Source organism: Chitinophaga tropicalis (assembly GCF_009758205.1).
GTDB lineage: Bacteria > Bacteroidota > Bacteroidia > Chitinophagales > Chitinophagaceae > Chitinophaga > Chitinophaga tropicalis.
Genome location: NZ_WRXN01000002.1, coordinates 151,042 through 171,505, shown reverse-complemented (window position 1 = coordinate 171,505; position 20,464 = coordinate 151,042). Strand labels below are relative to the sequence as shown.

9 protein-coding genes are annotated in these 20,464 nt (G+C 47.0%); all 9 read right to left on the bottom strand.

Features of this window, described 5'->3' with window-relative positions; translation table 11 throughout:
• Positions 1-56: 56 nt before the first annotated feature.
• Entirely contained in the window at positions 57-11,276 is an 11,220-nt protein-coding gene (locus GO493_RS06590) for a T9SS type A sorting domain-containing protein (RefSeq protein WP_157305344.1), read from the bottom strand.
• 528 nt (positions 11,277-11,804) lie between these two features.
• A complete protein-coding gene (locus tag GO493_RS06585) occupies positions 11,805-12,257 on the bottom strand; it encodes a heme-binding domain-containing protein (RefSeq protein WP_157305343.1) in 453 nt (150 codons plus the stop codon).
• A gap of 8 nt (positions 12,258-12,265) precedes the next feature.
• Positions 12,266-12,883, bottom strand: a complete 618-nt coding sequence (locus GO493_RS06580; RefSeq protein ID WP_157305342.1) for a DUF3347 domain-containing protein — start codon at positions 12,881-12,883, stop codon at positions 12,266-12,268.
• Between the two features lie 30 nt (positions 12,884-12,913).
• The gene (locus GO493_RS06575; RefSeq protein ID WP_157305341.1) at positions 12,914-13,444 is read right to left on the bottom strand and encodes a DUF3347 domain-containing protein; all 531 of its coding nucleotides are present in this window, start codon (positions 13,442-13,444) and stop codon (positions 12,914-12,916) included.
• 23 nt (positions 13,445-13,467) lie between these two features.
• Positions 13,468-14,682 (bottom strand): efflux RND transporter periplasmic adaptor subunit, encoded by a 1,215-nt coding sequence (locus tag GO493_RS06570; protein ID WP_157305340.1) that lies wholly within the window; start codon positions 14,680-14,682, stop codon positions 13,468-13,470.
• On the bottom strand, positions 14,682-15,974 hold the full coding sequence (locus tag GO493_RS06565; RefSeq protein ID WP_157305339.1) for an efflux RND transporter periplasmic adaptor subunit: 1,293 nt from the start codon (positions 15,972-15,974) through the stop codon (positions 14,682-14,684). Before GO493_RS06565 ends, GO493_RS06570 begins: the two co-directional genes overlap by 1 nt.
• Positions 15,952-17,205 (bottom strand): TolC family protein, encoded by a 1,254-nt coding sequence (locus GO493_RS06560; protein ID WP_157305338.1) that lies wholly within the window; start codon positions 17,203-17,205, stop codon positions 15,952-15,954. Before GO493_RS06560 ends, GO493_RS06565 begins: the two co-directional genes overlap by 23 nt.
• Complete coding sequence (locus GO493_RS31200; protein WP_157305337.1) at positions 17,189-19,123, bottom strand: efflux RND transporter permease subunit; 1,935 nt, start codon at positions 19,121-19,123, stop codon at positions 17,189-17,191. Before GO493_RS31200 ends, GO493_RS06560 begins: the two co-directional genes overlap by 17 nt.
• On the bottom strand, positions 19,120-20,415 hold the full coding sequence (locus GO493_RS31195; protein ID WP_157305336.1) for an efflux RND transporter permease subunit: 1,296 nt from the start codon (positions 20,413-20,415) through the stop codon (positions 19,120-19,122). The genes GO493_RS31200 and GO493_RS31195 overlap by 4 nt, the downstream gene beginning before the upstream one ends.
• Between the last annotated feature and the right edge of the window lie 49 nt (positions 20,416-20,464).

The following is a 20,464-nucleotide window of genomic DNA, read 5'->3' as shown; positions in this document are numbered from 1 at the left end:
AGCGTCCCTTGCAAAGAGAGCTTCAGAGTGCTTAGTGAATAATTATGTTCCGGAAACTATCTTACCAGTATCATTTTACGGGTATATACTTTTCCATTGGCCCTGATCACGCAGATATGCATACCTGCGGGAAGATCGACGGCGTTGAGTGTTACTTTGTATGATCGTCCGGCAGAGGCCTGTTCATTGAACAGTATCCTTTCCCGGCTTCCATTCGTGCCTGCATAAAGCTCTACTGTCACTTTTCCACTTACCGGCGCTTTAAATGTGATGGTTGCCCTGTCTGTGAACGGATTTGGATATGCGTTATATTCCATTACCGTGGTTTCTTCTGCCGGCATACTTGCGCCTAGCGTAGGTGCTGTAGCTGACAGTGTAACCTGAGCTGAACTTTCGCAGCCATTGCCTCTGTCAGTGACAGTCAGTTGAATGGTTCCTGTTCCGCCGGGGTTACCGGACTGGTACATCAGTGTTGAAGATTGTTCTCCGTCGAGGATCATCCAGCTGTTATCAGATGAGTTTAATGTCCACCTGTAAGTGGCATTGTTTACTATCTGTGCGCTGATAAAATCTGCCGTGAATGGTTCTACAATTGTTGATGGAACGTTGATCACAGCTTCCGGAGGAGTTATATTTTTCTTTACTTCTGTTTGTGTGCGGACAACGCAGCCGTTATTCGGATCTGTAACTGACAGTGTATATATACCTGGTTTGTCAACAAAAACGGTAGGTGAGTTCTCGCTGAAGCCCGGCCCGGTCCAGATATAGCTTGCGTTTGCAGCATTAGAGCTTCCCGCCAGGGTCACTATTGTAGTTGCGCATGTGAGCGGACCATCGCTGGTAATCTGAACATTGGCTGGTGCTGTGATATCCTGTAAAACGGTTGTTGAGGTATTGACACTACAACCATTTGCAGTATTGGTCACTTTTAACTGGTAGGTACCTTTTTTGTCAGTATTGATCTGAGCGGTATTAGTTTTGGTACCGTCAGGATATGTCCATTCATATGCAACTGTTGACGTAGTAGAGCTGCCTTTCAACGTTACCATTGTCCTGTTACAATTCAGAGGACCGTTGTTCTCTACCTGTACATTAGCTGGTGATGTCACATTCTGTGTTACTGTCACGCTGTCTTTCTTAATACAACCATTCGGAGCAGTAGCTGTCACATAGTATTTACCGTAGGTAGTTACATTGATCGGGTTCTGACCTGCAGGTCTTCCTGTCCAGGTGAATGTTGTACCTGCTGTTGCTGAAGAGGCTTTCAGATCGAAGTTGGTTGTATTACAGGTTAATACCGGTGGTGTGGCTATGCTGAGATCAGGTGTAGTTATATCCTGGGTAACAGTCACGCTATCCTTTTTAATACAACCGTTTGCTGAAGTAGCTGTTACATAGTATTTGCCAGGAGCGCTTATGCTTATGGTGTTCTGTCCTTCTGTCCTACCCGTCCAGGTAATTGTCGTACTTCCTGTTGTTGTTGATGCTGTCAGATCAACGCTGGTGGTATTACAGGTTAATACTGCTGGTGTAGCTATGCTCAGGTTAGGTGTTGTAATGTCCTGAGATACTGTTACGCTATCCTTCTTAATACAACCGTTCGCTGAAGTAGCGGTCACATAGTATTTACCAGGTGTAGTTACGCTGATCGGGTTCTGACCTGTGGTTCTGCCTGTCCAGGCGAAGGTGGTGCCAGCAGTTGTTGAAGATGCTGTCAGGTTCACGCTGGTGGTTGCGCAGGTAAGAGTTGCAGGTGTAGCTATGCTCAGGTTAGGTGTTGTGATATCCTGAGATACTGTTACGCTATCCTGTTTGATACAACCGTTCCCTGAAGTAGCGGTTACATAGTATTTACCAGCCGCTGTTACAGTGATCGGGTTCTGACCTGCGGTTCTGCCAGTCCAGGTAAAGGTGGTGCCAGCAGTTGTTGAAGATGCTGTCAGGTTCACGCTGGTAGTTGCGCAGGTAAGTACCGCTGGTGTAGCTATGCTCAGGTTAGGCGCTGTAATATTCTGGGTTACAGTTACACTGTCGCCCTTAGTACAACCATTCGCTGAAGTAGCTGTCACATAATATTTACCCGGTGTAGTGACACTGATCGGGTTCTGACCGGCTGTCCTGCCTGTCCATGTAAACGTAGTGCCAGCAGTTGTTGAAGATGCTGTCAGGTTCACGCTGGTGGCGGCGCAAGTTAATACCGCAGGTATTGATATGCTCAGGTTAGGCGCTGTAATATTCTGGGTTACAGTTACACTGTCGCCCTTAGTACAACCATTCGCTGAAGTAGCTGTCACATAATATTTACCCGGTGTAGTGACACTGATCGGGTTCTGACCGGCTGTCCTGCCTGTCCATGTAAACGTAGTGCCAGCAGTTGTTGAAGATGCTGTCAGGTTCACGCTGGTGGCGGCGCAAGTTAATACCGCAGGTATTGATATGCTCAGGTTAGGTGTGGTAATATCCTGAGATACTGTTACGCTATCCTGTTTGATACAACCGTTCGCTGAAGTAGCTGTCACATAGTATTTACCAGGTGTAGTTACGCTGATCGGGTTCTGACCTGTGGTTCTGCCTGTCCAGGTGAAGGTGGTGCCAGCTGTTGTTGATGATGCTGTCAGGTTCACGCTGGTGGTTGCACAGGTAAGAGTTGCAGGTGTAGCTATGCTCAGGTTAGGTGTGGTAATATCCTGAGATACTGTTACGCTATCCTGTTTGATACAGCCGTTCGCTGAAGTAGCGGTTACGTAGTATTTACCAGGCGCTGTTACACTGATCGGGTTCTGACCTGCGGTTCTACCAGTCCAGGTGAAGGTGGTGCCAGCTGTTGTTGAAGACGCTGTCAGGTTCACGCTGGTAGTAGCACAGGTAAGTACCGCTGGTGTAGCTATGCTTAAGTTAGGAACGTCGACACTCTGAGTTACAGTTACACTGTCTACTTTGATACAACCGTTAGCAGAAGTAGCTGTTACATAGTATTTACCAGGTGCAGTTACACTGATCGGATTCTGACCGGCTGTCCTGCCTGTCCATGTAAACGTAGTGCCAGCAGTTGTTGAAGATGCTGTCAGGTTCACGCTGGTGGTAGCACAGGTAAGTACCGCTGGTGTTGCTATAGTTAAGTTAGGAACATTGATGTTTTGAGTTACAGTTACACTGTCTACTTTGATACAACCGTTAGCTGAAGTAGCGGTTACGTAGTATTTACCCGGTGTTGTTACATTAATCGGGTTCTGCCCAGCTGTCCTGCCTGTCCAGGTGAAGGTGGTGCCAGCTGTTGTTGAAGATGCTGTCAGGTTCACGCTGGTAGTTGCACAAGTTAACACCGCTGGTGTAGATATAGTTAAGTTCGGGATGTCGACGCTCTGAGTTACAGTTACGCTGTCAACCTTAATACAACCGTTGGCTGATGTAGCAGTTACATAGTATTTACCAGGTGCGCTTACACTGATCGGGTTCTGACCTGCTGTCCTGCCTGTCCAGGTGAAGGTTGTGCCGGCAGTTGTTGATGATGCTGTCAGGTTCACGCTGGTAGTTGCGCAGGTAAGTACCGCTGGTGTAGCTATGCTTAAGTTAGGAACGTCGACACTCTGAGTTACAGTTACACTGTCTACTTTGATACAACCGTTAGCTGAAGTAGCTGTCACATAATATTTACCCGGTGTAGTGACACTGATCGGGTTCTGCCCTGCAGTTCTGCCCGTCCAGGTGAAGGTGGTGCCAGCTGTTGTTGAAGACGCTGTCAGGTTCACGCTGGTAGTAGCACAGGTAAGTACCGCTGGTGTAGCTATGCTTAAGTTAGGAACGTCGACACTCTGAGTTACAGTTACACTGTCTACTTTGATACAACCGTTAGCTGAAGTAGCTGTTACATAGTATTTGCCAGGCGCTGTTACATTAATCGGGTTCTGGCCTGCTGTTCTACCAGTCCAGGCGAAGGTAGTGCCAGCAGTTGTTGAAGACGCTGTCAGGTTTACGCTGGTGGTAGCACAGGTAAGTACCGCTGGTGTAGCTATGTTTAAGTTAGGAACGTCGACACTCTGAGTTACAGTTACACTGTCTACTTTGATACAACCGTTAGCAGAAGTAGCTGTTACATAGTATTTACCAGGTGCAGTTACACTGATCGGATTCTGACCTGCAGTTCTACCAGTCCAGGTGAAGGTGGTGCCAGCAGTTGTTGAAGACGCTGTCAGGTTCACGCTGGTAGTTGCGCAGGTAAGAGTTGCAGGTGTAGCTATGCTCAGGTTAGGCGCTGTAATATTCTGGGTTACAGTTACACTGTCGACCTTAGTACAACCATTCGCTGAAGTAGCTGTCACATAATATTTACCCGGTGTAGTGACACTGATCGGATTCTGACCTGCAGTTCTGCCGGTCCAGGTGAAGGTGGTGCCAGCTGTTGTTGAAGATGCTGTCAGGTTCACGCTGGTAGTTGCGCAGGTAAGAGTTGCAGGTGTAGCTATGCTCAGGTTAGGTATTGTAATATCCTGAGATACTGTTACGCTATCCTGTTTGATACAGCCGTTAGCTGAGGTAGCAGTTACGTAGTATTTACCCGGTGTGGTGACACTGATCGGGTTCTGACCTGCAGTTCTGCCAGTCCAGGTGAAAGTAGTGCCAGCTGTTGTTGAAGAAGCTGTCAGGTTCACGCTGGTGGTAGCACAGGTAAGTACCGCTGGTGTAGCTATAGTTAAGTCAGGAACATTGATGTTTTGAGTTACAGTTACACTGTCTACTTTGATACAACCGTTAGCTGAAGTAGCTGTTACATAGTATTTGCCAGGCGCTGTTACATTAATCGGGTTCTGGCCTGCTGTTCTACCAGTCCAGGCGAAGGTAGTGCCAGCAGTTGTTGAAGACGCTGTCAGGTTTACGCTGGTGGTAGCACAGGTAAGTACCGCTGGTGTAGCTATGCTTAAGTTAGGAACGTCGACACTCTGAGTTACAGTTACACTGTCTACTTTGATACAACCGTTAGCAGAAGTAGCTGTTACATAGTATTTACCAGGTGCAGTTACACTGATCGGGTTCTGACCTGCAGTTCTACCAGTCCAGGTGAAGGTGGTGCCAGCAGTTGTTGAAGACGCTGTCAGGTTCACGCTGGTAGTAGCACAGGTAAGTACCGCTGGTGTTGCTATAGTTAAGTTAGGAACATTGACACTCTGAGTTACAGTTACACTGTCTACTTTGATACAACCGTTAGCTGAAGTAGCTGTTACATAGTATTTACCAGGCGCTGTTACACTGATCGGATTCTGGCCTGCTGTTCTACCAGTCCAGGTGAAGGTGGTGCCAGCAGTTGTTGAAGACGCTGTCAGGTTCACGCTGGTGGCATTACAAGTTAATACCGCTGGTATTGATATGCTCAGGTTAGGTATGGCAATATCCTGAGATACTGTTACACTATCAACTTTAATACAACCATTGGTAGAAGTAGCTGTTACATAGTATTTACCAGGCGCTGTTACACTGATCGGGTTTTGGCCTGCTGTTCTACCGGTCCAGGTGAAGGTAGTGCCAGCGGTTGTTGAGGATGCTGTCAGGTTCACGCTGATGGCGGCGCAAGTAAGAGTTGAAGGTGTTGCTATAGTTAAGTTAGGAACATTGATGTTTTGAGTTACAGTTACACTGTCTACTTTGATACAACCGTTAGCTGAAGTAGCTGTTACATAATATTTGCCAGGCGCTGTTACATTAATCGGGTTCTGGCCTGCTGTTCTACCAGTCCAGGTGAAGGTAGTGCCAGCGGTTGTTGAGGATGCTGTCAGGTTCACGCTGGTGGCATTACAAGTTAATACCGCTGGTATTGATATGCTCAGGTTAGGTATGGCAATATCCTGAGATACTGTTACACTATCAACTTTAATACAACCATTGGTAGAAGTAGCTGTTACATAGTATTTACCAGGCGCTGTTACACTGATCGGGTTTTGGCCTGCTGTTCTACCGGTCCAGGTGAAGGTAGTGCCAGCGGTTGTTGAGGATGCTGTCAGGTTCACGCTGGTGGCGGCGCAAGTAAGAGTTAAAGGTGTAGCTATACTCAGGTTAGGAATTGTTACGTTCTGCGTAACTATTACACTATCTGTCTTCTGACAGCCGTTAGCTGAAGTGGCAGTTACATAGTATTTACCAGGGGCGTTCACACTTACCGGGTTCAGACCGTCTGGTCTGCTGGTCCAGGTGAAGCTGGTGCCCGGAGTTGTTGAAGAAGCTGTCAGTTCTACACTGGTAGTGGTACAGGTCAATGTTGCGGGTGCAGCTACAGTTAAATTTGGAGCTACGACATCCTGTGTAACTGTCACACTATCTCTTTTTGTACAACCGTTAGCCGAAGTAGCTGTCACATAATATTTGCCTGGCGCCGTTACACTGATCTGGTTCTGGCCTGCTGTTCTGCCGGTCCAGGTGATGGTTGTATTAGCTGTAGTTGTAGATGCTGTAAGGTTTACACTTGTTGTATTACAATTCAATACTGCAGGTGCAGCTACCGTTAGGTTAGGTACTGCAATATCCTGCTGAACAGTTACACGGCCTTCACTGACGCAACCATTCTTAGGATTTCTTACGGTTAAAATATACAGGCCTGGAATGCTCACTGAAGGGCTCTGCAAAACAGAAGTGAAATTATTTGTTCCCTCCCAGCTATAAGTAACACCATCAACCGCGGAAACTCCGGTAATAACAACTGACGGAGCCGCACAGGTTATGGGACCGCTTGCACTTACAGATACACCCGGGGCAGCCTTATCTTCGATGACAGTTACAGTAGCATTGGCAATACATCCTGAAGGAGCGGTAACTGTCAGGGTATAAGTACCAGGAGTTGTAGTTGCCGGATTCTGAAGGTTAGAGGAGAAATCCGAAGGACCTGTCCAGCTATACTCAACTCCAACGGCATTGGCATTACCCAACAATTGTACAGACGGTGTTTTACATCTTATTGTATCACTAACTGATGCAGTTGCGATAAGTGAATTATTACTGACATTATCTGCTCCTGTAAGCTTTACATTATCGAAGTAATATCTCTCTGTAGTATTGGAGTTACGGGCTCTGACAACCACCTGCAGGGTGTTACCATTAATGGCGGTAGAACTGAAAGAGATGAGTGCGGTACCGCTTATGCTTTCGCCGATCCCGGCAACATCATCATATATCAGCACCTCAGGTCCTCCATTTAATTTATAATAAACATTGATATAATCGTCAGATTCAAACTGGTCGTTACCAGGCGTTTCACTCCTGAGATCAGCAGATATTACTACATCTTTCTTCCCGGAAATATCAATCACTCCTGATGCCCATCTGGCCTCAACAGGTGTACTGTATGAAACTTTGAACTCATTATTCTGAACAGAGGCTGTACCTGACCCGTTACTTTCCAAGGTCCAGCTGGTAGCTCCATTATCAACGGTAGTACCATTAGCGAGGGTAAAGTCTTCCAGCCAGAATGCGGTTGGCGTTGAACCTGAGCCTCCGGTGGACTGGTTTACCGTTATGCTGTCTAGTTTGCTACAGCCATTTGCAGCAGTAGCTGTTACGTAGTATTTACCCGGTGCTGTTACGCTGATAGGGTTCTGGCCTGCAGGCTTACCGGTCCAGGTGAATGCAACATTAGCTGTATTTGAAGCGGCTGTGAGGGTTACACCTGTTGTGTTACAACTTAAGCTACCGGATGCAGTTATGCTCACATCGGGCGCTGTTATATCCTGGATAACGGTTACAGTAGCATTGGCGGTACAGCCCGTGTTATTAGTAACTGTCAGTATATAAGCGCCGCCAGCTGTTACAAGAGGGTTCTGAGCGCCGGAAGAGAAGCCGTTAGGGCCTGTCCACTTATAAGTGACTCCGCTTGTATTGGAGCTGCCTGACAGCTGTACAGATGTGATGCTGCAGCTTAATGTACCGTTAACAGATGCTGTTGCTGTCATATTACCACTTGTATTAGCGGCGCCTGTCAGTTTCACATCATCGAAATAATATCTTTCCGTAGGGTCAGAGTTGCGGGCCCTGATCACTACCTGGAGAGTGCTGCCATTAATTGCGTTTGAATTAAAGGTGGTGCTTGCTGTACCGTTAGTGGTAGTACCTATACCCGCCATGTCTTCAAACACCAGTACTTCGGCACCTCCGTTTAATTTATAATAAACCCTTATATAGTCGTCTGGTTCGAAGGCGTCGTTAGTGCTGGCTGTCTGACTTTTAAGAAATGCGGATATCACAACATCCTTCTTCCCGGAAATATCAATTACCCCTGAAGCCCATCTGGCTTCGCCAGCTCCGCTGTAAGAGACTTTAAATTCGTTGCTTTGAACGGAAGCTGTTCCTGAGCCGGTGCTGGTCAGCGACCAGCTGGTAGCGCCATTATCGGCTGTAGTACCATTGGCCAGGGTGAAATCTTCCAGCCAGAAAGTGGCTGGCGCTACTGATACAGTGGTTACCTGTGCAGTAGCGGAAGCGGTACAACCGTTAGCGGGATTTCTAACTGTAACGGTGTAGGTACCTACAGTGTTGACTGACGGATCCTTAACGGTGCTGGTAAAGCCACCGGGGCCTGTCCAGCTGTATTCTGCATCAGGTACAGAAGAGCTGGCATTCAGCGTAGCGGCAGATGAGCAACCAATTGTACCACCTGTTGCTGTGAGATCGGGGATTGCCTTGTCTTCTGTTACTGTTACGGGAACAGATACAGTACAACCGCCGCTGCTGGTAGCAGTAACAATGTACTGGCCACCGGCAGTAACTACAGGGTTCTGCAGGGTTGAAGTAAAACCGTTAGGCCCTGTCCATGAATAGGAGGTAACAGAAGTGCTGGGTGTTACTATGATCTGTGTTCCGCTGGCGCAGGTGACTGGTCCGCCGACAGCTGTTGTCAATGTCAGGGCAGAATCAACAGCTGTTACTTTCATATTATCGAAGTAATAGAATTCGTCAGTGCCGGTCACTTTTATTCTGACAACTATCTGCAGACTAACACCGCTTAAACCGGAAACAGATACGCCGGTGAGAGAAGAGCTATGATTATTAATGGTCCCTTTCTTCTCTGCAAACAGCACCTCTGGCCCGCCATTCAGTTTATAATAGAAGCGGATATAGTCGCCAATGCTACTGTCATCATTATTCATTACGGCATCGCCGGTTACAGAGCTTCTTGCTCCTGCAGAGATACTCACATTCGTTTTACCTGCAATTGAGATAACACCTGATGTCCATACGGCAGGTGTGGTGGTACCGGTGCCACTTGCTCTGAATATGTTGCTGTTCACTGAGAACAGTGCACCTGAAGGGTACTGGACTGACCAGGCAGTAGTGCCATTATCAACCGTAGTACCATTGGCCAGGGTAAAGTCTTCCAGCCAGGTATTTGCTACCGTGCCGGTTCCAGAGGTAACACTTACTGATGCAGAATTGGTACAACCGTTGGCAGGATCTTTTACGGTAACAATATAAGTACCTATAGTATTGACGGAAGGATTTTTGGAGGTGCTGCTAAAGTTGTCAGGCCCTGTCCAGCTATATTGCGCATTTGCAACTGAGGAGCTGGCATTTAAAACAACACTTGTGGCGCAACCCAGTACGCCGCCTGTTGCCTGAAGGTCGGGAACTGCCTTATTTTCTGTTACTGTTACAGGAACGGATACAGTACAGCCTCCGCTGGTAGTGGCGGTAACAACATACTGGCCGGCGGCGGTAACTACAGGGTTCTGCAAGGTTGAAGTAAATCCGTTGGGGCCGGTCCATGAATAAGATGCCACTGCAGCACTTGGTGTGACGGTGATCTGTGCACCGCTGGTACAGGTAACTGGTCCGCTGACAGCCGTAGCCAATGTTAAGGAAGGATCTACCGCTGTTACTTTAATATTATCTACATAATAAAATTCGTCTGAGCCCGTTACCTTCACTTTAATGATTATCTGCAGGGTGTTGCCACTTAAACCGGCAACAGAAACACCGGTCAGAGAGGTGCTATGATTATTGATAGTTCCTTTCTTTTCTGCAAACAATACTTCTGATCCACCGTTCAGTTTATAATAGAAGCGGATATAGTCTCCGTAGGTACCATCTTCACCATTCATCACGGCATCGCCTGTTATGGCGCTTCTTATTCCGGCAGATATATTCACATTTGTTTTACCTGAAATGGATATAGTGCCGGAGGTCCATACGGCGGGTGTAGTGGTACCGGTGCCACTTGCCCTGAAGATATTGTTGTTTACAGAGAAGAGCGAACCTGAAGGATACTGGACAGACCAGGCTGTTGTACCATTATCTGTAGTTGTTCCGTTTGCCAGGGAGAAGTCTTCTACCCAGGTATCCGTTGGTGCAGCAGTTCCGGATGTGACACTTACGGATGTTGAGTTAGTGCAACCATTAGCAGGGTTGGTGATTGTAACGGCATATGTTCCTGCTGTACTGACAACGGGGTTCTTATCACTACTGGTGAAGTTACCAGGTCCTGTCCAGCTGTAGCTTACATTAGGTACTGATGAACTGGCGCTTAATGTAACACTGCTGCCGCAAGCCAACGTTCCGCCGGTTGCAGATAAATCAGGTTTTGTTTTATTTTCTGTTACTGTAACGGTAGCAGAACCTGATCCGGATGAATTGGTGGCAACCACGGTGTAGGTACCAGCAGTACTCACAACAGGGTTCTGCGCATTAGAAGTGAAGTTGCCAGGACCTGTCCAGCTATAAGATACATTTGTTGCTGTAGAGCTGGCAGATAAAGTGGTTGAACCGTTTGTACAGGTGAGTGTACCTCCGTTGGCAGCTGTGGCTGTTACCGGTATAGTTCCGGCGCAGGGGCCTTTTTCTTTAAATACCCTATATTCTTCTATATAGTATTTAGATGTTTGAGAGCCGCCGTTATTGTAATTGTAGATCTTTACAATGATCTGTATATTATTACCATTCAGCAGCGGAGATGTAAAGTCGATGGTACCGAAGTTACCGGTACGTTGAGTGAGCAATGTTTCGGCTCCTCCATTTACTTTGTAATAGATCTTTACATACTCGGAAGTATTCATATCTCCTTCAGAGGAGATCTTGACAGCGAATTGCCAGTCAGTATATCCTGAAGTGGAGAATACTCTTGAATACCAGATACCTTCGCCGCCCAGTTCCTGTGCATGGAGCCGGTTTGATTTAACTGCGAAGTAGCCGGTACTGGCAATCTTCGATGCGTCGAGATACCAGCCGGTAGAAGAAGCATCTGCAGTGGTGCCGTCTGCAAATGGGAATCTTGCTGTAATAATTGGACATTCTGGCGTTGCCAAAACTTTGCTACCCGAAAGTAAGAGCAAAGCGATGACCAGCCGCATGACATGCGCGCACCCCTTGGTAAGTGATGTTTTCAATGGTTAGGAGTTATTTTATTTCATTGTACAGATATAGGATTGCCGTTTGCTCCGGCCACAGTCTCTCAGATAAATAATTGCAATGTTATATAATAAAAATTACACAAATGTCGTTTGCGTGTCGGGATGACATCATTTTATTGTACCGCTTAAGATCCTACCGCAAACGATTGCGATGTGTATTTGTAAGACAAACTATTGACTACTAATTCCAGTATTTAAAATTTGATGATGAGTAAGAGAGCGGTATTTTGTAAAAGAATTTGATTTATATCAAAAAAATAAACTACTCAGAAAAATGAGTAGTTATTAGTTTGTTTTAATTCTTCACCAGGCTTCTTCAGTTTTTTATCATATAAGTATATGATATCCTTTACAATTACTTTAAGTAATAAAAAAAGCTGCGGGCAATAAACCCGCAGCCTTGCTAATAAGCAGATAGATCTGTTACCTGTTTAACGTACTGTCAATCCATTTTATAAGGAGATCTTTCTGTTGAGCTGTTAATCGTGCATCCCTGTGTATTATCGTATATGATCCAAGCGGCATTTCATCTTCTTCTACTTCCTCTCTTATTCTTTTTAGTTTATTCTGTTGTCTTTTGGGAGAATAGCTGGCATACTCATTAAAATTCAGTTCTTCCTTACCCTCATCCACATGATGGGCCATCCACCAACCTACAGGCTGAATATTTGTATACCAGGGATATTGTGTGTTATTGCTGTGACAATCATAGCAGGCGACCTTCAATAGCTTCTGTACATCGGCTGGCATTGGATATACCTTCGTTATATCATTTGCAGGTTCTTCCCTGTTGTTTTCGTTCCTGGACGGGCGGATGAACTGCATCAGGACAACGATGGCCAGAAGAGAGAGTAAAATGATCCTGGATCTGCGCATGCGGAATATTATTTGATCAGTTCTTTGGTTATGCCACAAGTTGGCATTTTGCCACCGAAATACGGATTCTTTATCTCTTTCGTTTCACTTAACCAGTAGGCACCTTTATTATTGTCATACATGGGGCAGTGATCGTAATATAAGGGTTGACCGCCGCCGAATGCTTTTACCAGGGCATATATATCTTCACTCATCTGGGCAAAGTGTTCACGCTGGTGTTCAATATTACCTTCATTTTTACTGATATGTTCTGCATGTTCTTTGAGGTCTTCTTCATTTTCTGCATACACTTTCTTTTCATCTGCTGTCATGGCTGACTTATCAACCGTTGTCATTGCTTCTGCCATTGCTTTACCTGCACTGGCAACTTCTGCGGAATTATCTCCGGCCAGGCCATTCTTAATATGCAGATAGTGATCGATGACCGGTTTCAGGGAAGCAGTTACTTTCGCGTCGGCAGTTGCGAACCGGGGCTTTACTTCGGCTACAGCTTCTTCTTCTTTCGCAGTTTCTCCTGCGGTGGCAGCAGTATCCTGTGCATGTCCATCATGAGACTGGTTGCTGTTGTTACAAGCTGCAAAAATAACGGAGGTAAGCACTACAGCGCTAATGAAGATCTTTTTCATTTTCTTTTTTTTGAGTGATTAAAGTATGTTTTACTGAATGGTTTCCTTTACTTCTCCACAGGTCATCATCTGTTCTCCGAAATAAGGATTCTGTATAGCTTTATCGCTGCTCAACCAGAAGGCGCCTTTGTCGTTCATTGCCATGGGGCAAAAATCAACATATACCGCACCGCTGCTCAGCCCTGACTTCTTTACAAGGGAAATAAAGTCGTTGCTCAATGTAGCGTAAGCGGTTCTCTGTGCATCAATATCTGCTGTAGCAGTGATCTTCCCGGCAGCAGCGCCAAGGCTTTCAGCTCCTGATATTTCTTTTGCGCCTGTTTCAATGGCATTTCCTGCAAGGCGAGCTTCTTTTACATCTCCTTTTACCAATGCGCTGGTCAGGTGTACGTAATGCTGGTATATGGCGTTCAGTTTATCATCTTTCAGCTTTATGCCTGGAGCGGGAGCCGTGGCTACCTGATCCTGTTCTGTAGAGTCAGTTGTACTATTGTTGTTAACTGTATTGCCGCAGGCTGACAAAATGAGGGCCGCCATTGCGGGCATAATGAATTGTTTCATTTACTATAGGTTTAATATTGTATTTAATGCTGCATTCCTGCCATAGGATCAGCGCCTTTTTTAAGTATGTATTCAGAGTATAGCAGGTAAGCGCCTGTCACTACTACTTTATCTCCTGCTTCCAGTCCTTCTGTTATCTCTACTGAGTCGAAATTCTCCATGCCGGTGCTGACCATGCGGGGCTCAAATTTTCCACGTCCTGTTTCAACCCATACATGTGCGCCCTTGCCGTCCCTGATCACTGCATCTACCGGTAAGCTAAGCACATCTCCTTTGCTGCTTACAGGTAAGAGTATGTTTGCCTGTAGTCCCGGTTGCCAGCGGTTATTGGGATTGGGAATACTACCACGCAGCTGCATGAGCTGACTACCGCTTTGTAAAGAGGGATTAATGAACTGTATGTTCATTGTCTGCGGCTCATTTTCCCATCCTGCCACTATCACCTTTACAGATTGCCCTATGTGGATGGCGGCTGCTTCTGCAGGGTATACATCTGCTTCTACCCAGAGCTGGTCATATCCTTCCAGTCGGATTACGGCGCCGCCCTCTGCTACATACTGTCCTTCAGTGGCTGTCAGTTCTGATACTATTCCGCTGACGGTGGCGGGGTAAGTGACATAGGGACTGACCTTCTGTGATTGCAGCAGCTGGGCTATCTGTGCATTGCTCTGGTCGTATAATATCAGCTTCTGACGGGCTGCTTTTTCTATATCGAGGAAGCGGGCATCGTCGGGGAACTGTTTTACCTGTGCGGCTGCCAGCAGGTATTCCTGTTGCAGGGAGGCCAATTGTTCTGAGTATATTTTGTACAGGGGTTGGCCTTTATTTACTTTCACACCTGTTTCTTTTACGTAGAGCACTTCTATTCTACCCGGCACCCTGCTGGAGATAACTGCTGTTTTCTCAGGATCGGTTGCCAGTCTGCCGTTCAGGCGCTTGAAATTTGACAAAGCCCCTGTTCCTACCGTCATGGTAGTAATATTAGCCAGCGCTATCTGGCTTTCTCCCAGGGTCAGTGCTGCTTCTTTATTGGTTTTATCGAACGGCACCAGGTCCATACCACATATGGGGCAGGTTCCTGGTTTGTCCTGTACGATCTGCGGATGCATGGGACAGGTGTATGTTTGTTTCTTTTCTGAAGCTATTTCTTTCTTGCCTGCATCTTTACAGGCTGCCAGCAATAATGCCGGCGCCAGTGAAACAAACGCTACTGTCTTTAAAAAACTTTTCCTTTCCATTAATTATTGGTTTTAATGAAACTCTCGCTATCTACCAGGTAATATGCATTAGAAGCTACCTTCCAGTTGCTGATATTGGTATTTACCTGTATCATATCTCCTGTTTCCACGCCGGTGTTGACTTCAGCGGAAACATATACATCTTTCTCTTTTCTGAATACAACTGATTTGTTTCCCAGTTTCCAGACAGCTTTCTTAGGCAGCCACCAGCCTTCTGTATACACTACCGGTACGCTGGCTGTGAGCAGTTGTCCTACCTGAAAGCTGTTATCTGCCAGGTAGACCCTGGCCAGGGTGAAGTTTACACCATTGCGGAATACTGGCTCTATCAGGCCTATACTGCCGGATTGCATGGCATTGTCATTTCCTGTGGGGAAGAACAGCAGTTTCTGTCCCTGTCTGATCCTGGCTGCCAGCTGGGATGGGAAGGCAAATTCGGCTACCAGTGCCTGTGCCTGGTAAATGGTGAAGAGAGATTGTCCGGCGTTTACGTACTGCCCTTCTCTCAGTAATACAGGAGTAGATTCCGGCGCTGCGGGAGCTGGAGTAGCAGGCGTTGCGGATGTACCACCGCTCATTCCCCCCATTCCATCGCCGCCGCTGGCAGCAGCAGAGGGCGCTGAGGTAACGGGAGCCGCCGCTGACTTTTCCAGGATATAGCCGTCACTGTTACTGTAGACAGGGATACGATAGAGGATATTACCCGTCTTTAGTACCTGTTCTATCTGCGCCGGCTGCATACCCAGTAATTGTAACCTTTGTTTAGCACCTGCCAGCAGTTCGTTGCTGTTATGCGCTACATATAACAGTTCCCTTTGTGCTGCCGCCAGATCAGGAGAATAGACTTCCATGATGAGCTGTCCTTTCCTGACAGGCTGGTAATTATATTTGATCAGCAAGCGTTCAATACGTCCGCTTATCCGGCTGGAGATACTGGTCTGGTTACGGGTGTCGTAAGTAATAACCCCGTTCACTTCGGATGCGTAAATGCGGGTACCTGTTTCTGCCTCAATAGCAGGAATGGTAGCTATTACCTGTGCATTTACGGGCTTTGTGAGACGGGCAATACTGCTATCCATTACCAGTTCCTTATTGGCTTCTTTCAATACCAGGTCCATACCGCATATGGGGCATTGTCCCGGTTTGTTTCGCATTATCTGCGGGTGCATGGGGCAGGTGTACAGCTGTTCTGCCTGATGTTCTTTCTGGGCCGTTTTTTCCTTACAGGATGTTAACCCAGCCAGGACAACGGACAGGCCCAAGAATATGCTAACGATATAACTGTTTCTCATAATCCGCTATCATTTCATAGAGTTTTAATTTTTCATCCAGTACGTTTGACTGCATCATGGTAAGCGCTTCCCAGGAGTCTATCACATTGGAAAGCGCTAGTTTGTTTTCCTGGTAGTTCAGGAAATTAGCATCCAGCGTTTGCCGTAAGGCAGGAATGATCTTTTCTTCCATTGCTTCAATCCGTTTCTGCATGGATTGTATTTCGTATTGCATACCATACAGCATGCCCTGTGTTTCCTGGAGCATGGCGGCTCTTTCTTTTTCCATGGCCTGCATGTTGTACTGCATGGCTTTGATGCCGGACTTGTACATTTTTGAGGACCATGGTGCAATTGGCACACTTACCATTCCCATTACGCTGAAAGCTTTGGGCATCATTTCACCCAGGGGGCTCATATGCTCAAACCGGATCCTGAAATCGGGTTTCTTTTCGCTTTTCATACTTTCAATATTCAGCTGCATGGACCGGATGCCTGCATCCATTTTCGCCACATCTTTCCTTGCAACAGCGAGAGAAGCGGTATCGTAGGATGATGCCATCTGAAAGCCCGGCTTGTAGGTGGTATCTATCTCAAATTGCTGGTTGCCGGGGGCATTCATCAGGCTGTTGAGCCAGGAGCGGGCTTTAGCTATGGTGCCCTCCTGCATCCGGATCATGTTGCGGTTATCTTCTATCTTTGCGTTTGCCTTATATACGCTGCTCAGCTGCGACTGATTGTAAGGGTAACGCACTTCCTCTATCTTCTTCATTGTAACCATGATCTTCTCATTTTCCTGCAACACGGATATACGCTGCCTGGCAATCAGCCAGCTGTAGTACAATCGTCTTGCCTGGGTTTTCAGATCGTTCAGGGTAATATCCCTGGTAGCCATTTCCACATCTCCCTGTGAGCCGATATACTTTTTCTTTGCGTTCAGTTTTGCGGGGTTGGGAATATCCTGTTCTACCTGGAACATAAGGCTACCCTTGTCCCTGTCTTCCATAACCTTCTGTCCGGGGTAGGGCGTCATAAAAGTCCCTACGCCTACCATAGGCGCCATCCAGGCAGTGGAAGCGTCTGCGCTGTATTTATAGCTTTCTGCTTTCAGGCTGTAGGACTGTAACAGGATGTTGTTCCTGTCCACCCGTTGGAGGATACTATCCAACGGCAGTACAGGCATCTGTTGGGCCAGGAGCTGTACAGGCGCCCACAGCATGATGAGTAATATATATTTAGTGATGTACTTCATGGATCTCCAGTTTTCCGTACTTACGTAGTTCATATTCTTTTGTCAATAAAAAGATCAGCGGTGTTACCAGCAAAATATGCGTAGAGGAGGTGAGTACGCCGCCTATCATTGGCAATACTATTGGCTTCATCACGTCTGTACCTACACCGCTGGCCCAAAGCACAGGCACTAACCCGAAAAGGGATACGCAGACGGTCATCAGTTTAGGTCTTAAACGTTTGGCGGCTCCATGTATCACGGCCTTGCGCAAATCTTCTTTTGTAATGGTAGCTGAGGAATTACCTTTTTCTTTTACCAGTTGCTGCATGGCGTCGTTCAGGTAGATCACCATCACGATCCCTGTTTCCACTGCAATGCCGAACAGGGCTATAAAGCCTACGGCTACGGCGACAGAGAGGTTCACTCCCCAGAAGTAGATCATGTATGCGCCGCCAATCAGTGCAAAGGGCACGGTGATAAGGCTGAGGAAGGCTTCCCTGATGGAATTGAAGGCGAAATAGAGGGAGAAGAAAATGATGATGAGCACCACCGGAGCTATCCATGTGAGGGTTTGTTGTCCGCGGATAAGATTTTCATACTGACCGCTCCATTCCAGGTAGTAGCCTTGCGGCAGGATATCTTTCGCCTTGCTCATTTTACTGATGGCTTCACTTACGGTGCCTCCGAGATCTCTGCCGCGTACATTGAACAACACTGCTCCGCGCAGCATAGCATTTTCAGAAGTGATCATGGGCGGGCCATCAACAAACTTCACGTCAGCCACAGAAGATAGGGGGATCTCTCCGAAAGAGGCTGACATAACAGGGATACGCCTGATCTGTTCTACGCTGTTGCGGTAATCCTGTGCCAGTCTTACGCTGATGGAGAAGCGTTGTCTTCCTTCTATGGTATTGCCTATAGGTGCGCCGCCCAATGCTGTTTCTACGGTCTGGTTGACATCGTCTACATTCAGTCCGTACCGTGCCAGGTCCTGCCGGCGGACTTCGATATCGAGGTATTTGCCGCCGGTAACGGGTTCCACATAAAGGTCGGCTATGCCGGGAGTGCCTTCCAGTGCTTTCTTTACACGTTCTGATACGGTAGCTATTGTGTCCAGGTCCTGGCCGTATACTTTCACACCAACGTCTGTACGAACGCCAGTAGCCAGCATGTTGATGCGGTTAATGATGGGTTGTGTCCATCCGTTCACTACACCGGGTATCTGCAGTTTTGCATCCAGTTCGTTGATGATGTCTTTTTTTGTCTTACCGTTTCTCCACTGTGCTTTGGGCTTTAACATGATAATGGTCTCTATCATACTGATAGGAGAATTATCTGTAGCGGTACTAGCCCTGCCGGCTTTACCCAGCACTTTATCAACTTCAGGGACAGATCTAATGATCTTATCCTGTACCTGCAGGATGCGTTTTGCTTCTGCGTTGGAGACATCCGGCAATGTTACCGGCATGAACAGTATGCTCTGTTCATCCAGGGGCGGCATAAATTCACTACCCAGGCTTTTCAGCAGAGGGATGGTGATGACCAGGGCTATTACATTAACAGCGATGGTTGTTTTACGCCATTTCAAAACGCCTTTAATTATAGGTTCATATATTTTTTCCAATACCCTGTTTACCGGGTTATCGTTATCCGGTCTGAACTTCCCTTTCATAAAGAAGGAGATGAGCACGGGCGCCAGGGTGATGACAAGGAAGGCATCCACGATCATGATGAATGTCTTGGTATACGCCAGGGGATGGAACAGCTTTCCTTCCTGTCCTGTCAGCATAAACACCGGCAGGAAGGAGGTGATGATAATGATAGTAGCAAAGAACACCCCACGGGATACCTGTTTGCTGGATTGTTCTATCACTTTCAGCCGTTCTTCCTCTGTGATCCAATCGGGTTGTTTCCTGAATATATTTTTCAACCAGTTCATAGTTTAGCTCCTTTTTGCTGTTCCTGCCATTGGGCGTACCTTTCGGCAAGATGTTTATATGCGTTTTCGCTCATGATGATACCGTTGTCTACGATCACACCTATGGCCAGTGCTATACCTGTAAGCGACATAATATTGGAAGAGATACCGAAGGCATTCAGCAGGATAAAGCTGGCCGCCAATGTAACCGGTATCTGGATGATGATGCTGAGCGCACTGCGCCAGTGAAAGAGGAAGATGATCACGACTACAGATACTACTATCATTTCCTCTATCAGTGTTCGTTTGATGGAATCAACGGATTCTTTGATCAGCTCTCCCCTGTCATATACAATATCGAATTTCACGCCTTTCGGAAAGCCTTTCGCGACCTCTTTCATTTTCGCTTTCACTTTATCGATCACTGCTGCTGCATTCTCTCCGTAGCGCATTACTACTATACCACCTACACGTTCTCCTTCACCGTCCTGGTCGAATATGCCCAGCCGGGTCTCTCCTGTCATCTGAACGGAGGCTACGTCTGCCACGCGGACGGGGATGCTGTTCTGTGTTTTTACGGGAATACTTTCTATTTCTGCTACAGACTTTAAATAACCGGATGTTTTGATGATATAGCCGATGTCGCTCATTTCAAACTTCCTGCCGCCGGATTCATTGTTATTGGCGCGTACGGCGTTGATCACTTCGGCAACGGAAAGCCGGTAATAGAGCAGTTTATTGGGATCGACGGTGACCTGGTATTGTTTCTGAAATCCGCCGAAGGAGGCTATCTCGCTTACTCCTTCTACATTCTGCAGGGCGAATTTCACGTACCAGTCCTGTAAGGCGCGTTGTTCTCCGAGGTCCATTTCCGGGGCATCGAGTGTGTACCAGAGTATATGTCCAACACCTGTTCCGTCGGGTCCCAGCTGAGGCGTAACGCCTGATGGCAGGGTCCTGGATACGGTGCTTAATCTTTCCAATACTCTTTCTCTTGCCCAGTAGATATCTACATTATCGTTGAAGATGATATAGATGAAGCTCATACCGAACATGGAAGTGCCGCGTACGTACTTGATCTTTGGCAGTCCCTGCAGGTTGGTGACCAGCGGGTAAGTAATCTGGTCTTCTATCAGTTGCGGGCCACGGCCCATCCATTCTGTAAATACTATCACCTGGTTCTCTGACAGGTCCGGAATAGCGTCGATAGGATTTTTCCTTACAGAGAAAAAGCCCCAGGCAAACAATGCTATTGCCATCACCAGTACAATGAACCGGTTACGCAATGACCATTCTATAATACGATGTACCATATCTTTTCTTTTCTGTGCGTAGGGTAACCTGGCCGCCTATAGCGGCCAG

Bases quoted from the DNA above. Each gene is read 5' to 3' on its own strand.
- GO493_RS06585 (WP_157305343.1), bottom strand. From the start codon at position 12,257: ATGCGCAGATCCAGGATCATTTTACTCTCTCTTCTGGCCATCGTTGTC.
- GO493_RS06580 (WP_157305342.1), bottom strand. From the start codon at position 12,883: ATGAAAAAGATCTTCATTAGCGCTGTAGTGCTTACCTCCGTTATTTTT.
- GO493_RS06575 (WP_157305341.1), bottom strand. From the start codon at position 13,444: ATGAAACAATTCATTATGCCCGCAATGGCGGCCCTCATTTTGTCAGCC.
- GO493_RS06570 (WP_157305340.1), bottom strand. From the start codon at position 14,682: ATGGAAAGGAAAAGTTTTTTAAAGACAGTAGCGTTTGTTTCACTGGCG.
- GO493_RS06565 (WP_157305339.1), bottom strand. From the start codon at position 15,974: ATGAGAAACAGTTATATCGTTAGCATATTCTTGGGCCTGTCCGTTGTC.
- GO493_RS06560 (WP_157305338.1), bottom strand. From the start codon at position 17,205: ATGAAGTACATCACTAAATATATATTACTCATCATGCTGTGGGCGCCT.
- GO493_RS31200 (WP_157305337.1), bottom strand. From the start codon at position 19,123: ATGAACTGGTTGAAAAATATATTCAGGAAACAACCCGATTGGATCACA.
- GO493_RS31195 (WP_157305336.1), bottom strand. From the start codon at position 20,415: ATGGTACATCGTATTATAGAATGGTCATTGCGTAACCGGTTCATTGTA.